The sequence below is a fragment of the Streptomyces sp. NPDC005402 genome, from assembly GCF_040606575.1.
Lineage (GTDB): Bacteria > Actinomycetota > Actinomycetes > Streptomycetales > Streptomycetaceae > Streptomyces.
On the sequence record NZ_JBEXFB010000001.1, the window covers coordinates 79,481 to 93,684 of the forward strand.

The 14,204-nt window shown below is 71.0% G+C and carries 14 protein-coding genes; 7 read left to right on the forward strand and 7 right to left on the reverse strand.

The window, feature by feature from the left end; translation table 11 throughout:
- Positions 1 to 177 precede the first annotated feature (177 nt).
- Positions 178 to 1,074, forward strand: a complete 897-nt coding sequence (locus ABZT02_RS00395; protein ID WP_356012693.1) for an RNA polymerase sigma factor SigF — start codon at positions 178 to 180, stop codon at positions 1,072 to 1,074.
- A gap of 125 nt (positions 1,075 to 1,199) precedes the next feature.
- On the opposite strand, the gene ABZT02_RS00400 is transcribed toward ABZT02_RS00395, so the two are convergent.
- Positions 1,200 to 1,658, reverse strand: a complete 459-nt coding sequence (locus tag ABZT02_RS00400; RefSeq protein ID WP_356012695.1) for an ATP-binding protein — start codon at positions 1,656 to 1,658, stop codon at positions 1,200 to 1,202.
- An 87-nt stretch (positions 1,659 to 1,745) separates the two neighbouring features.
- Positions 1,746 to 2,996, reverse strand: a complete 1,251-nt coding sequence (locus ABZT02_RS00405) for a DUF6777 domain-containing protein (RefSeq protein ID WP_356012696.1) — start codon at positions 2,994 to 2,996, stop codon at positions 1,746 to 1,748.
- A gap of 168 nt (positions 2,997 to 3,164) precedes the next feature.
- On the opposite strand from ABZT02_RS00405, the gene ABZT02_RS00410 reads away from it, so the two are divergent.
- Both ABZT02_RS00410 and ABZT02_RS00415 read left to right on the forward strand, forming a co-directional pair.
- Complete coding sequence (locus ABZT02_RS00410; protein ID WP_356012697.1) at positions 3,165 to 4,442, forward strand: streptophobe family protein; 1,278 nt, start codon at positions 3,165 to 3,167, stop codon at positions 4,440 to 4,442.
- Positions 4,443 to 4,486: 44 nt separating this feature from the next.
- A complete protein-coding gene (locus tag ABZT02_RS00415; protein WP_356012698.1) occupies positions 4,487 to 4,900 on the forward strand; it encodes a nuclear transport factor 2 family protein in 414 nt (137 codons plus the stop codon).
- Here the strand turns inward: ABZT02_RS00415 and ABZT02_RS00420 are convergent, their stop codons facing one another.
- The 4 genes from ABZT02_RS00420 to ABZT02_RS00435 all read right to left on the reverse strand — a co-directional run bounded on the left by ABZT02_RS00420 (position 4,901) and on the right by ABZT02_RS00435 (position 9,279).
- Positions 4,901 to 5,878 (reverse strand): serine/threonine-protein kinase, encoded by a 978-nt coding sequence (locus tag ABZT02_RS00420; RefSeq protein WP_356012700.1) that lies wholly within the window; start codon positions 5,876 to 5,878, stop codon positions 4,901 to 4,903.
- Entirely contained in the window at positions 5,868 to 6,413 is a 546-nt protein-coding gene (locus ABZT02_RS00425) for a hypothetical protein (protein ID WP_356012702.1), read from the reverse strand. Before ABZT02_RS00425 ends, ABZT02_RS00420 begins: the two co-directional genes overlap by 11 nt.
- Positions 6,414 to 6,420: 7 nt before the next feature.
- The gene (locus tag ABZT02_RS00430) at positions 6,421 to 8,754 is read right to left on the reverse strand and encodes an FHA domain-containing protein (protein WP_356012704.1); all 2,334 of its coding nucleotides are present in this window, start codon (positions 8,752 to 8,754) and stop codon (positions 6,421 to 6,423) included.
- Positions 8,755 to 8,868: 114 nt separating this feature from the next.
- Entirely contained in the window at positions 8,869 to 9,279 is a 411-nt protein-coding gene (locus tag ABZT02_RS00435) for a hypothetical protein (protein WP_356012706.1), read from the reverse strand.
- A 332-nt stretch (positions 9,280 to 9,611) separates the two neighbouring features.
- Between ABZT02_RS00435 and ABZT02_RS00440 the strand changes: the two genes are divergently transcribed.
- Together ABZT02_RS00440 and ABZT02_RS00445 are read left to right on the forward strand one after the other, a co-directional pair.
- Entirely contained in the window at positions 9,612 to 9,995 is a 384-nt protein-coding gene (locus ABZT02_RS00440) for a nuclear transport factor 2 family protein (RefSeq protein ID WP_356012707.1), read from the forward strand.
- Between the two features lie 72 nt (positions 9,996 to 10,067).
- Complete coding sequence (locus tag ABZT02_RS00445; protein WP_356012709.1) at positions 10,068 to 10,352, forward strand: DUF1905 domain-containing protein; 285 nt, start codon at positions 10,068 to 10,070, stop codon at positions 10,350 to 10,352.
- A 161-nt stretch (positions 10,353 to 10,513) separates the two neighbouring features.
- Here ABZT02_RS00445 and mgrA read toward each other — a convergent pair whose 3' ends face one another.
- Entirely contained in the window at positions 10,514 to 11,509 is a 996-nt protein-coding gene (gene mgrA / locus ABZT02_RS00450; protein WP_356012711.1) for an L-glyceraldehyde 3-phosphate reductase, read from the reverse strand.
- A 124-nt stretch (positions 11,510 to 11,633) separates the two neighbouring features.
- Between mgrA and ABZT02_RS00455 the strand changes: the two genes are divergently transcribed.
- Positions 11,634 to 12,512 (forward strand): LysR substrate-binding domain-containing protein, encoded by an 879-nt coding sequence (locus ABZT02_RS00455; protein ID WP_356012712.1) that lies wholly within the window; start codon positions 11,634 to 11,636, stop codon positions 12,510 to 12,512.
- A 126-nt stretch (positions 12,513 to 12,638) separates the two neighbouring features.
- The gene (locus ABZT02_RS00460) at positions 12,639 to 14,198 is read left to right on the forward strand and encodes a carotenoid oxygenase family protein (protein WP_356012713.1); all 1,560 of its coding nucleotides are present in this window, start codon (positions 12,639 to 12,641) and stop codon (positions 14,196 to 14,198) included.
- The last annotated feature ends 6 nt before the right edge of the window (positions 14,199 to 14,204 follow it).

Consider the following 14,204-nt stretch of genomic DNA (forward strand, 5'->3'; position numbering starts at 1 on the left):
TCGTCACTCCCCGGGTACGCGCAGGACGAGGGAGCTGCGGGCGATCGGTCGGCCCGTGGCCCGGGGACGCATATGTCAGCGCTTTCCGGGTACACGGCAGGCTGCACACCATGCAGGACCCGAGACAACCCAGGCCGAAGAGGCAGACGTCGAGCCGTGACTTTCGTGGGAGAGGTAATGCATACCGTCGTCACCGCCGTGAACCGTTCGGAGGCACAGGTCGCCGAGCACGCCAGCGGGACCAGGACGGGTGGGACACCCCTGCCGGGAGTCGTAGAACCGCGGTCCGTCGCCCCGCGGGACGCACGGGAGCTGTCCCGCCAGTTCTTCCAGCGCCTGACCGAGCTCGAGGAGGGGACGCACGAGTACCAGTACGCGCGTAACACCCTCATCGAGATGAACATGTCGCTCGTACGCTTCGCGGCCGGAAGGTTCCGCGGCCGCGGCGACGACATGGAGGACATCGTCCAGACCGGCATGATCGGCCTGATCAAGGCGATCGACCGGTTCGAGGTGTCCCGCGAGGTCGAATTCACGTCCTTCGCTCTCCCCTACATCGTCGGCGAGATCAAGCGCTTCTTCCGTGACACCACCTGGGCGGTGCACGTCCCGCGGCGCCTTCAGGAGCTGCGCGTCGAGCTGGCCAAGGCCCGTGAGGAACTCGGCAGCCGACTGGACCGCGACCCGACGGTGGCCGAACTCGCCACCCTGATGAACATCTCCGAGAAGGAAGTAGTCGAGGCGCAGATCGCCTCGAACGGCTACAACTCCTCCTCCCTGGACGCCGCCCTGACCGGCGACGGCCCCGAGGGCGGCGAAGCGGTGCTCGCCGACTTCATCGGCGTGGAGGAGGACGGTCTGCGGCTCGTCGAGGACTTCCAGTCACTCGCCCCGCTGATGGCCGAGCTCAGCGACCGCGACCGGCAGATCATCCACATGCGGTTCGTGGAGGAGGCCACCCAGTCGGAGATCGGCGAGCGGCTCGGCTGCTCGCAGATGCACGTCTCCCGGCTGATCAAGCGGATCATCACGCGGCTGCGTGAGGGCATGCTGGGCGAGCTGGGCTGCGCCTGACACACACGGACAGCGTAAAAAGGCGGGTGCCGTCCCTGGACGGCACCCGTTTCGTGCTCGGCGGGCTCACACGACACTGTTGAGGTAAGCCACCCGGGCGAGGTGCGCACTGCCTCAGCGTCGCCTCACTCCTTGCCGCCGAAACCCAGCACCGCCCGCACCCGCTTGCCCACCGGTACGCGTTCCGCCACGACCTCCCGCGCCAGGACGTGCACGATCTCCAGACCGTGCCGGCCGACCCGCTCGGGATCCCGCGGGAACCTGCGGGGCAGGGCCGCGCTGCTGTCGTAGACCGTGACGGTGACCGCGGCGTCGGTGCCCTCCAGCTCAAGAATGTAGGGCCCGTTGCTGTGCCGGTCGGCGTTAGTGACCAGTTCGCTCACCACGAGGAGCACCTCCTCCTCGGTACGGTCGCCGATGGAGGCACACCACTCGGTTCTGAGTTTGCCGAGGAAGTCCGCGGCGAACGACCGCGCCTCGGCGATGCTTCCCGGCTCACCGGTGTAGTGCGCCGCCTGTCGAAGGGGTTCCACGGGCACGTCGAAACCAGTCGATATCACTGCCCCGTCCAGATGATCGATCATGCGTTTCTCTCTCGGAAGCCGGACTGGCCGGACGCTGCTGCACCAGTGCTCGTACCCTGAGCCGCACTGCGCAGTCCAGGTGATGCGTCACACCGTCCAGGCAACCGGAGTGCTGTACAGAGGAGCCGACTGTGTCGTCTCCGGCGTGGTGTCCGAGTCGAGAGGTGGCGGCGGTGCCGAGGAGTCGGGTGTGACGGGCTCGTCACTCGGGGATTCGCTGCTGGGCGGCTGCGACGACGGCGGGCTCGAGGGCGGGCTCGTGTGCGGCGAGGAGGGGGCGATCAGGGCCGGCGGGCACGGGCTCGCCGATCCTGAGGGGGATCCGGTGGCCCCGGTCGACGTGGAGACGCAGGGCGACGAAGAGGACGTCGGTGTGCTCGGTGTCGTCGGCGGGGACACGTTCACCGGCGGGGAGGGCCTGGCCGGCGGGTGGGTCTTGTGGTCCTTGCTCCCGGTGTCGCCGCGGTGCCGGGCGATCCAGTCGTGGTGATCGGGGTCGTAGATCACGAAGATGTTGATGACCGTCGTCGAGGGCGCGACCACGACCACGTTCGAGGGGTGGTACGACGCCCAGTGGTCGCCGGTGGGCCTGGGCGTGGTCTGCTGGGCGACCGGCGGGGTCAGCGGGTTGCCGCAGGCGCAGCGGGTGCGGGGCACTCCGCGGTCGTCGACGAGCACGGCGGTGCCGGCCTGGAGGACGGCCTGGTAACTGGTGGCGGCGCCGTCGCGGTAGCCGTGATTGGTGACCCGGGTGTCCATGCGCAGCTGGACGGGTGTGAGCGAGCGCAGGAAGGCGGGGACCCCGGACGGCTGAACGCCGGCGACCGAGGCGAACACCCTGTTCTTCGCCGGGTCCGCCCCGAGGGCCTTGACCTGCTTCTCGATGTCGCAGCTGGAGACGTTGCGGGTGCCGCCGTAGAGACCGGGAGCGGAGCCGTCCACGCCGCGTACGGCGTTCGCGGGCTCGGAGGCGCCGGTCGGGGAGGCGGAGACCGGCGGCACGGAGCTGTCCTTCGCGGTCGACTCGGTGAAGGGGTCGGGGCCCGTCTTGGCGGCGGCCTGGAGGAAGACCTCGCCGTTGCCGCCGGCTGTTGGGGAGCCGCCGCCACCGGAGCGGGTGAAGACGACCGCGAAAATCACGGCGGCGACGACCGCGGTGGCGATGATCGCGACCCGGGGCGCCGATCTCCACCAGGGGCGGGGGGGTTCGGGCGCGGGTGCTCCGCCGCTGCTGCCCGGGGGCTGCGAGGGCGGGCCGGAAGGCGGCTGCGAGGGGCCCGACAGCGGGCCGGAGGGCGGCCCGGTGGGGCGGCCCGACGAGGGCGGTCCGACGCTCACGAGGTCTTCTTCCCGACGCGGGATTCCTGCGGCGCGATCCGATTGCCCCGATTCAGCCGCAATTTCCGCGACACATCTATTGTCTGCATCGGTCGGGTGCCGCCCGCAAGCGGACGCGGACGGATCTCCCGGCAGGCGCGCCCTCTCCACCCTGCTTAGCGTGGCAGGGTGCACCCGCAAACCCCCTTCGACCAGGCGGTCGTCGCTCGCCACGGCTGGGTTCAGGCCCTGGCCACGGTCCTGGTCGCGCTGATCGCCATGGGGGTGGTGGCCGCGCTGGGACTGTGGGCGGCGGGCGCGTCCGGCCTTCCGGACAACGCGTTCCCGCGAGTCGTCGCGGCGAGCGTCGTCACAGCCGTCGGCGGCACGGTCAAGCTGTCGGGAAGCGCGGGAGGGCTCGCTGGCAGCAAGGCGGGACTCACCGTGATCCCCCTCTCCGTCACTCTGACCGGTGCGCTGGTGCTCGGCGCGGGCTTCCTGCGGCCGCTGCGCCACCGGGCCGTCGCCGGCGGCCGGGAACTCGCCGGATGGGCCGCCCGGATCGCCGTGCTGTGGTTCCTCGCGCTCCTCGCCCTGGCCTACGCCGCCCGTCAGACGTTCAAGCTCTCCCTCGGTGACGACACGCTGGGCGACCTGGGTGATCTCTTCGGCGTCTCCCCCGAGGTCGGCTTCACCACGGACGTACCGCGGACCCTCCTGTTCGGCCTGCTGTGGATGGCGGGCGTCCTGGTGCTGGCCCTGCTGGTCTCGAGCCGGGCTCCCCTGCCGGGGCAACTGCTGCGCCTCCAGGAGTCGGTGCGGCCCCCGGCACACGCCATGGTCGTGCTCCTGCTCGCCTACGTCCTCCTGGGCGCGCTCATCGCCCTGGTCGTCGCCGTGACCCGAGGTCATGCGCCCGAGACACTCGCGGTGATCCTGCTGGGCCTGCCCAACCTGGTCTGGCTCGCCCTGACCATCGGTCTCGGCGCCACCTGGAACGGCAGGGTGGAGGGCCCCTTCGGACTGCCCATGCCGCACGTCCTGGACGAGGTCCTGCGCTCCCGGGACACCGCCACCCTGAACCTGGGCACACTCGCCGAGCACGACGGCCGGGCCTGGTGGCTGCTGGTCGTCGACGCGGTCCTGCTGCTCTCGGTCGCGTTCCTGATGGCGGCCCGCTCCCCGGCCCGCGTCCGCGCCTGGCAGCACGCAGTCCGCCTGGCACTCGCCCTCGCCCTGACGGTCCTCATGATCTGCCTCATGGGCCGGATCTCCGCCCACTACGGCGTGTCCGTGCTCGGCATCGGCGACCTCGGCGGCGGCCTGGGCGGCAAGCTGTTCCTCACACCGCACCTCTGGTCCGCGATCGGCCTCGGCGCCCTGTGGGGCCTGGTCACCGGTTTCCTGGGCGCACTGCTGGCCCGGCCGGTGCGGCGCAAAGGGGAGATCAAACCCTCTGACGCATGACGCGGGGCGTGACAGGGTGCGCTCAGTCGAGGAAAGGGCTGCACATGGCGTTGGCTCTCGAAGACCGTCTCGCCGTCACCGAGTTGATCGCGCTGCACGGGCATCTGGTGGACGCCGGGGCCCTGGAGCGGTTGTTCGAGGTCTTCACCGCGGACGTCGTCTACGACCTGTCCGACTTCGGCCAGGGTGAACTCACCGGACTCGCCGCGATCAAGGAGGCGGCCCTGGCACTGGGCGCCGGGAACCCGGTGGCCCACCACGTCACGAACGTGGTCGTCGAGGAGGTCACCGACGACCGGGTCCACGCCCGCTCCAAAGGCCTCGCCGTCATGGCGGACGGCTCCTGCGGTTCGGTCACCTACGAGGACACCGTGGTCCGCGTCGGTGCGGAGTGGCGGATCAGCCACCGCAGGGTGCTGGCGCGGAAGCTGCCGTTGAACGGCCTGGGCCAGGACTGACTACCGCCCCCGGACCACCGGCTCCGCCCAGCGCGGCGGAGGCTTCGGGCGCGTTTCCGGCGGTTCCACGGCCCTCAGGGCGACCTCCGTCGGCGGGTGGCCGCCCGTCGCCGTCGAGCGGAGGGCGGCGACGAAGTCGAGGCAGGAGTCGTGGCGGTCGTCGGGGGTCTTGGCGAGGGCCTTGGCGAACACCGCGTCGAGCGGCGTGGGCAGGCCGGGGCGGGACTCGGAAAGGGCGGGCGGGGCGTCGTACTGGTGGGCCCACAGCAGGGCCATGTCGTCGTCGCGGCGGAAGGGCGGGTGGCCCGTGAGGGACTCGTAGACCACGCAGGCGAAGCCGTAGACGTCGCAGCGGCCGTCGACCGGGCGGCCGGAGATCTGCTCGGGGGCCACGTAGTCGAGGGTGCCGACGAACTGTCCGACCGTCGTGAACCCGGTCAGCGACAGGGACTTCTTCGTGAGGCCGAAGTCGGTGAGGTAGACGTGCTCGGGATGGTCGCTGTCGGTGCCCCGGGAGACCAGGATGTTGCCGGGCTTCACATCCCGGTGCACCAGGCCGTGCTCGTGGGCCGCGTCGAGCGCGGAGGCCACCTGGGCGGCGATCCGCAGCGCGGTGGGGAGCGGCAACGGGCCCTGGCGGTCCAGCAGATGACGCAGATCGCTGCCGGCGACGTACCGCATGGCGATGTACAGCACGCCGTCGGTCTCGCCGGCCTCGAAGACGGGGACGATGTGTGGGTGGTCGATGGCGGCGGCCACCCGGGACTCGTGGCTGAAGCGGTTGCGGAAGGTGTCGTTGCGGGCGAGCTCGGGGGCCAGCAGCTTCAGCGCCACCGTGCGGTCCAGACGCAGGTCCCGGGCCCGGTAGACGACGGCCATGCCACCGCGGCCGATCTCCTGTTCGATGCGGTAGCTCGCGACCTGCCGGCCGACCAGTTCGGAGGGGCGGCCCGAGAAGAGGCTGGTCTCATGGGCCATCGGGGGTCACCACCTGGGTGGGGGCGTGTCCGGGGCTGTCGGCGGCCGCGCGGGGCGCGTCGTCGGTGGCGTAGGTGCTGAGCCGGGTTCCGTCCGCGTAGACCCAGCGTCCGTGCTGGGCGTCGTAGAGCCACACGTGCTCCCCGTCGACGACCACCCCGATCCGCAGTCCCCGGGTGCGGCCGCGGAAGGTTTCCCCGTCCAGGCCGCCGCGGGCCAGCTCCTCGACCGCGGCCCGGTAGCCGGCGAGGGTCTCGTCGGCACGGGCCAGCAGGGGGCGTGGGTCGGCGGCGCGGGTGAGCGGGCTCTCGGGGGCGGGCGGGTCCTGCGGTACGGCGACCAGGTGGCGGCCGTCGACCCACGCCGACCAGCCGTTGGCGCACAGGACGTACGCCCAGTCGCCGCGCCGCTCGACGAGCTGGACGGGGAGGAGGGGGTCGAGGGGCACGGTGGGGCGGGCGGGGTCGGGAGCCTCCCAGGCGGGCATGCCGTATCCGGGGACGACATGGGTGGGCCGGAAGCCGGGGGTCGTCATCGGCGGCCTACTTCCGCATGACCGCGGGTTCGTGGCGGCGCAGCAGTCGGGAGACGAGGTATCCGAAGAACACCGACAGGACGACGAGCATGCCGATGTTCAGCAGCCACACGCCCGCCGAGTGCTTGAACAGCGGATCGCCGGTGAGGTCGCCGGGCACGATCCGGGCGAGGCCGATGGTGCCGGCCATCGCGCCGAGCGCCCAGCGCGAGGGCACCAGCCAGGACAGCTGTTCCAGGCCGGGCACGCCGTCGAGCTTCAGCAGGGCGCCGCAGAAGACGACCTGGACGATGGCGAGCAGCACGAGCAGCGGCATCGTCACCTCCTCCTTGCGCACCAGCGCGGACACGAGCAGTCCGAGCATCATCGCCGTGAACGCCAGCAGGGCGACGGCGATGGTGATCTCGACAAGGGGCGGCATCACCACGCCTTCGCCGCCGGGTGCGTTGAGGTCGACTCCGAGGAGGGCCACCAGGGTCAGCACGACCGCCTGCACGACCGTGATCGAGCCGAGGACGACCACCTTCGACATCAGGTACGCCGATCTGGACAGGCCGACGGCCCGTTCCCGCTGGTAGATGACCCGCTCCTTCACCAACTCGCGCACGGCGTTCGCGGCGCCGGTGAGCACGCCGCCGACGCACAGGATGAGAAGGGCGTTCATCGCGGTGTCGCGGGTGAGTTGACTCCCCGCCAGGGCCCTGGCCATGGCGCCCATGACGAAGGGGAGCGCGATCATGATGGCGAGGAAGGTGCGGTCGGCGCCGAGGGCGGCGGCGTAGCGGCGGATCAGGGTGCCGAGCTGGGCGCCGCGGCTGCGGGGCCTCGGCGGGGGCGTGATGATGACCGGCTCGGAGCGGGGCATCGGGGGCTGTGCGGTGGCCTCGTCCACGTACTGGTGGTGGAAGGACGAGTAGCGGAAGTCGCCTGCCCAGTCGCGGTCCTGGTCGCGTTCGAAGGCTTCGAAGGCCTCGGGCCACTGGGTGAAACCGAAGTAGGCGAGGGCGTCCTCGGGTGGCCCGTAGTAGGCGATCCTCCCGCCGGGTGCGAGGACGAGCAGGCGGTCGCAGACGTCGAGGCTCAGGACGCTGTGGGTGACGACGATGACCGTGCGGCCGTCGTCGGCGAGGCCGCGCAGCATGTGCATCACCGAGCGGTCCATGCCGGGGTCGAGGCCGGAGGTCGGTTCGTCCAGGAAGAGCAGGGACGGTTTGGTGAGCAGCTCCAGGGCCACGCTGACCCGCTTGCGCTGCCCGCCCGAGAGGCTGTGCACGGGCTGCCGGGCGCGCTGCTCCAGGCCGAGCTCGCGGATGACCTCGTCGACACGTTCGCGGCGTTCGGATTTCGCGGTGTCCTGCGGGAAGCGCAGTTCGGCGGCGTAGGACAGGGCGCTGCGGACGGTCAGCTGAGCGTGCAGGATGTCGTCCTGCGGGACCAGGCCGATGCGCTGACGCAGTTCGGCGTAGTCGCGGTAGAGGTCGCGGCCGTCGTACAGGACAGTGCCGTGGTCGGCGGGGCGCTGGCCGGTGAGGGCGTTCAGGAGCGTGGACTTGCCGGCACCGCTCGGGCCGACGACCGCGAGCAGGCACTTCTCCCCCACCGGGAAGGACACGTGGTCGAGCAGGGTCTTGCGGCCGTGGTCGACGGCGACCGTCAGGTCCTGGACGTCGAGGGAGACCTCACCGGTGTCGACGTACTCCTGGAGCGTGTCGCCGACCAGGCAGAACGCCGAGTGGCCGATGCCGACGATGTCCCCGGGCCCGATGGGGGCGCTCGTGACGGGCCGGCCGTTGAGGTAGGTGCGGTTGTGACTGCCGAGGTCGACGATCTCGTATGTGGCGTCGGGCAGGGCGCGCAGCTCGGCGTGGTGGCGGGAGACGACCAGGTCGTCGATGACGAGGTCGTTGTCGTCGGCGCGGCCGATGCGGACCGTGCGGGTGGGCAGCGGGCGCACGGCGGTGGGCCGGCGGAAGGTGCCGGTCAGGCCCGGCATCGAGACGGCCGAGGGGCGCTCGGGGGTGGGAAGGCCCAGCAGGACCGCGCAGGGGCCGTCGGAGGGGCTGCCGAAGCGGATCACGCTGCCGGGGCCGACGTCCCACTCGTGGACGCGGCGGCCTTCGGCATAGGTGCCGTTGGTGCTGTTCTCGTCCTCGACGGTCCAGTGGTCGGCATCGGGTCGCAGCACCGCGTGGTGCCACGAGACCCGGGCGTCGTCGATGACGATGTCGCTCAACGGGTCGCGCCCCACGTGGTAGTCGTGGCCCGGGCTCATCACCGTGGAGCCGGTGTCGGTCTCCAGGACGAGCTCGGGCGCCGTCGGTGCGACCGGCCGTTCCACCATGCCAGAATTCTACCGATTCACCCCTTTGGCCGCCCGGCGAAGCGGATCGGACGACGGAGAGTGACGAGCGGCGGCGCGATCCGGGGTGACGTGCGTGCGGAGCGGCGGCGCGGCTCAGGCCACCGGAGTGAAGAGCGTCGAGGCCATCCGGTGCATTCTCACGGCGTCCACCGACTCGGCGAGCAGTTCGTACTCCGTGGTGTCGTCGCTCGCGGCGATCCGGACCAGTCGGCCGGCCGCCAACTCGTCGGCGACCAGCTCCTGTTGGTACAGATCCGCGCACCAGGCCCGCATCACGGCGGGCACGTCGAGCACGGTGTCGGCGACGGGGACGAGGGCGCCCACCGGGAAGTACTCGGCCTCGGGCTGGGGGTCTAATCGGTCGGCGATCCACGAGGCCCGGTCGCGTAACCACCACAGGGCGAGGGCGAGGGTGGGCGCGCGATAGGTTCCGAGGGGGACGCCGATGCGCCGCCCGTCGCAGGTGCCGTACCCCGTGACATGGCACAGGAATTCGTCGTGCACGATCCACTCCCCCGCTTGCTCCGTTCGCCTGCCGGCAGGGCCTCGCTTTCCGTGCGGTTCATGTGCGGTACGCGGTTCTTGCTGCTGTACGTGACGGGCACTTCGCTCGATGTGAAGGCCCTGTCAGTCGAGTATGTTCACTACTGAAACACTGTCACCACGTCTTTTTGGCCAGTCTCCTGGCATATTCACCCCCCTTCCTGGCTGAAATCTGACGGGTACACATTCAAACGTCATGACCTGAGAAGTAATCGACGGTACCGGGCGCCGCGGGCAAGGTGGTCTCACCAGGTCCCACCAGCACAGACGACCTCGATGGAGGCTGATTTCCCATGCCCGCGAACACCGACCGTTATGAGAGCGCCGTCGCCCGCTACTTCGAAGCCTGGAACGCGCGTGAGCCGGAGGCACGCACGAAGGCCGTGGCGGCCGCCTGGGCGGTGGGCGGCGGGTACACCGACCCCCTGGCCGACGTGGTCGGCCACGACCAGATCGCCGCGGTGATGGCGGCGGCTCACGAGCAGTTCCCGGGGTTCGCCTTCCGGATCACCGGCCCTGTCGACGGGCATCACGACACCGCGCGGTTCTCCTGGGAGCTGGTGAGCGAGACCGACGGGTCGGCGCCGGTCGCCGGATCCGACGTGATCACGCTGGCCGGGGACGGCCGGATCAGGACCGTGCACGGGTTCCTGGACCGGGTGCCCACCGGTGTGTGAGGGACGGCCGCGATGAGTTTTCCCCTCGCCGGTGGTCTCCTGAAGAGCAAGCCGCCGGCGAGGGAGGACATCATGGCCACGACCGGAGAAGTGGACGCGGAATTCACCGCGGTCCTCAGCAGGAACCCGGAGAAGGGCAGCTGGACCTGTGTCCACTGGCCCGCCTCCGTCGAGTTCTTCGGCACCCGCGGACTGGTGAAGGTCCGCGGGACGATCGACGGACACCCCTTCCGGAGCTCCTTCATGGCCCTCGGGGACGGCACCCACATGCTGCCCGTGAAGGCCGAGGTGAGAAAGGCGATCGGCAAGGAGGCGGGCGACACGGTGACCGTGCACATCGAGGAGCGGACCGGCTGATCAGGGCTCCGCCACGGGGGTGTGCTCACCGAGCCGTCGGTACCGGGCTGCCGGGTCGGAGACCAGGCCGCCGTACATGCCCGCCTGCAGAGCGGGCGCCTGCCTTGGACGGGCGCCCGGTCGGTCCGTTCAGCTGCCCGCGATCACCACGGCCGCGTCGGTCACGCCTTGACGATCGCGTCGATCCTCGCCAGTTCCTCCGCGTCGAAGTCCAGGTTGGCGATCGTGCCCACGCTGTCCTCGATCTGCTTCGGACTGCTGGCGCCGACGAGCGCCGAGGTGACACGGCCGCCGCGCAGGACCCAGGCCAGGGCCAGCTGGGCGAGGGTCTGGCCGCGGCCCTTGGCGATGTCGTTGAGCTCACGGAGCTGCCCGACCAGGTCCTCGGTGAGCGCGTCCGAGTTCAGGAAGGGGCTGTCGCTCGCGGCCCGGGAGTCCTCGGGAATGCCGTCGAGGTAGCGGCCGGTGAGCAGCCCCTGCTCCAGCGGGGAGAAGACGATGGAACCGACCTGGAGCTCGTCCAGCGCGTCCAGCAGACCGCCGTCCTCGGGGCGACGGTCCAGCATCGAGTAGCGCGGCTGGTGGATGAGCAGCGGAGTGCCGAGCTCGCCGAGGATGCGGGCGGCCTCGCGGGTCTGCTCGGCGGAGTAGTTGGAGATGCCGACGTAGAGCGCCTTGCCCTGCTGGACCGCGGTGTGCAGGGCCCCCATCGTCTCTTCGAGGGGGGTGTCCGGGTCGGGGCGGTGCGAGTAGAAGATGTCGACGTAGTCCAGGCCCATCCGGGTCAGGCTCTGGTCCAGCGAGGACAGCAGGTACTTGCGGGAGCCCCACTCGCCGTACGGGCCGGGCCACATCAGATAGCCGGCCTTGGTGGAGATGATCAGCTCGTCGCGGTAGGCCGCGAGGTCGGCCTTGAGGGCCTCGCCGAACGCCGACTCGGCGGCGCCGGGCGGCGGGCCGTAGTTGTTGGCGAGGTCGAAGTGGGTGACACCGAGGTCGAAGGCGCGGCGCAGGATGGCCCGCTGGGTCTCCACGGTGCGGTCCGCCGGGCCGAAGTTGTGCCACAGGCCGAGCGAGATCGCGGGCAGCTTCAGGCCGCTGCGTCCGGTGCGCCGGTAGGGCATCTCCGCGTAGCGGTCGGGGTGTGCGGTGTACAACGCGACTCCAGAGGGGTTGGCACGGTGGGACCAGGGTGTTGAACCTGTGTCCACTCTTTCGCGACCTGGGGGCATTGGTCCAACAGAAGAATCCGATGGAATTCAGCGGATAGGCTTCTCAATCATGGAACTGCGCCATCTCCAGCACTTCGTGGCGGTCGCCGAGGACCAGCACTTCACCCGGGCCGCCGAACGGCTCCTGGTGTCCCAGTCCGGGCTGTCCGCGTCCATCCGGGCGCTGGAGCGCGAGCTGCAGACCCCGCTGTTCGTGCGGACCACCCGCCGGGTGACGCTCACCCCGGCCGGACGGGCGCTGCTGGGCGAGGCCGAGCGGATCCTCGCGCAGGTGCGTTCGGCCCACGAGGCGGTGGCCGCGGTGCAGGGGGTGCTGCGCGGGATGCTCGCGCTGGGCTCCGAGCAGTGCATCGCGGGGGTGCATGTGGCGGGGCTGCTCGCCGCGTTCCGGCGGCAGCATCCGGACGTGGAGATCTCTCTGCGGCAGGCGGGCTCGGGCGCGCTCGCCGAGGAGGTCGCCGCCGGGCGTCTGGACCTGGCGTTCGCCGTGCGGGGCACGCAGGAGGAGAGCGACCAACTACGGGCCGTACCGCTGACCAGCGAGCCGATGACCGTGCTCTGCCATCCCAGCCACCCGCTCGCGGCGGCCGGCGCGGCCGTGACCCCGGAGGACCTGGGCGGCGAGGTCTTCGTCGACTTCCACCCGGACTGGGGCCCGCGCCGCACCACCGACGCCGTCTTCGCCGAGGCCGGCGTGCGCAGGACGGTCGCGCTGGAGGTCAACGACGTGCACAGCCTTCTCGACCTGGTGGACGAGAACCTCGGGGTGGCCGTCGTTCCGCAGCACTTCCGGCACAAGCGGCCGTCACTGACGGGCCTGCCCGTCAAGGGCACCGGGGAGACCGTGTACGAGACCGTCGCGCTGCTGCCGCTCCCGCAGGCCACCAGTCCGGCCGCGCGGGCACTGATGGCTCTGCTCGACAGCTGAGCCGCCAAGGGAAAGAGGGGGCCTGACACCACCCCCAGGACGGGGCCCACCACTCCTGACCCGAGCCGTCCCACGCCACAGACTCATGACCGTCCCCGAAGACAACCCCGGTCAGGAGCAGGGAAGATGACGGATCCCACACGGACGACGGACCTCGCACGGACGACGGATTTCACACGGGCAGCGGCTCCCACACGACGGAACGTACTGCGCGGCGCGGCGGCGGTCGCGGCCGCGGGCGGACTGGCCGGCACGGGAGCGGCCGCGGGACCCGCCTCGGCGGCACCGCGCTCGACGTCGACGCGTCACTTCCCGTTCCTGGAGGGCGCCTTCAAGCCGGTTACCGAGGAGCTGACGGCCTTCGACCTGCCGGTCACCGGCCGAATCCCGCGCGAACTGAACGGCCGCTACCTGCGCAACGGCCCCAACGCGCTGGGCCTGGAGGATCCGCGCGCCCACCACTGGATGCTCGGCGACGGCATGGTGCACGGCGTCCGGCTGCGCGAGGGCCGCGCCGAGTGGTACCGCAACCGCTGGGTCCGCTCCTCCCAGGTCGCGAAGAAGCTCGGCGAGCCCTACCCGGGCCCGGTGCCACCGGACGACTTCCCGTGCAACACCCATGTGATCCCCTACCGCGGCCGGATCCTCGCGCTCCAGGAGAGCGGTCCGCTGCCGTACGAGCTCGACGACGAGCTGAACACCGTGGGCACGTACGACTTCCGGGGCACCCTGGAGGGCGCGTTCACCGCACACACCAAGTTCGACGCCCATGCCGGTGAGCTGCACGCGATCGCCTACTACCCGACCTGGGACCACGTCCGGCACCTGGTCGTGGATCCGGCGGGACGTGTCTCGCGCAGCACCCGGATCCCGGTGGCGGACGCGCCGATGATCCACGACTTCGCCCTCACCGAGCACTACGTGATCATCCTCGACATGCCGGTCACCTTCGACCCGGCGGGCGCCGAGCGCGGCGACATCGTGCCCTACGTCTGGAACGACCGGCATCCGGCACGGGTCGGCGTGCTGCCGCGCGAGGGAGGCGCGGTCCGCTGGTTCGAGGTCGACCCCGTGTACTACTCGCACACCCTCAACGCGTACGAGGAGGGCCCGAACCTGGTGGTCGACATGACCAACTTCGACGCTCCCTTTCTCGTGGCGGGCAACGGCTCGGGCGGGCCGTACTCGCCGGGCACTCCCCGCCTGGACCGCTGGACGGTCGACCTGCGTCAGGGGCGGGTGCGGACGCGGACCCTCGACGACCGCCCCCAGGAATTCCCGCGCGTCAACGAGGCGTTGGTGTCCCGCCGGCACCGCTACGGCTACTCGGCGGCGTCCGCGGAGATGGCGGTGGCCTATCAGGCGGTCGACGGCAACCCGCCGCCCGACCGGGCCTTCAGCAACGCGCTCATCAAGCACGACCTGCTGCGCGGCACCTCGCAGGTGCACCGGCTGCCCCGGGGCGCGGCGGCGAGCGAGGCGGTGTTCGTGCCGTCCGACCCCTGCGACGACAGGGCCGCCGAGGACGACGGGTACGCGATCGCGTATGTGCACAACCCCGATCGCGGGGCCTCCGACCTGGTGATCCTCGCGGCCCAGGACTTCACGGCCGAGCCGGTGGCCCGGATCCATCTGCCGGGACGGGTGCCGCTCGGCTTCCACGGGAGCTGGATTCCCGACGCGTGACACGGG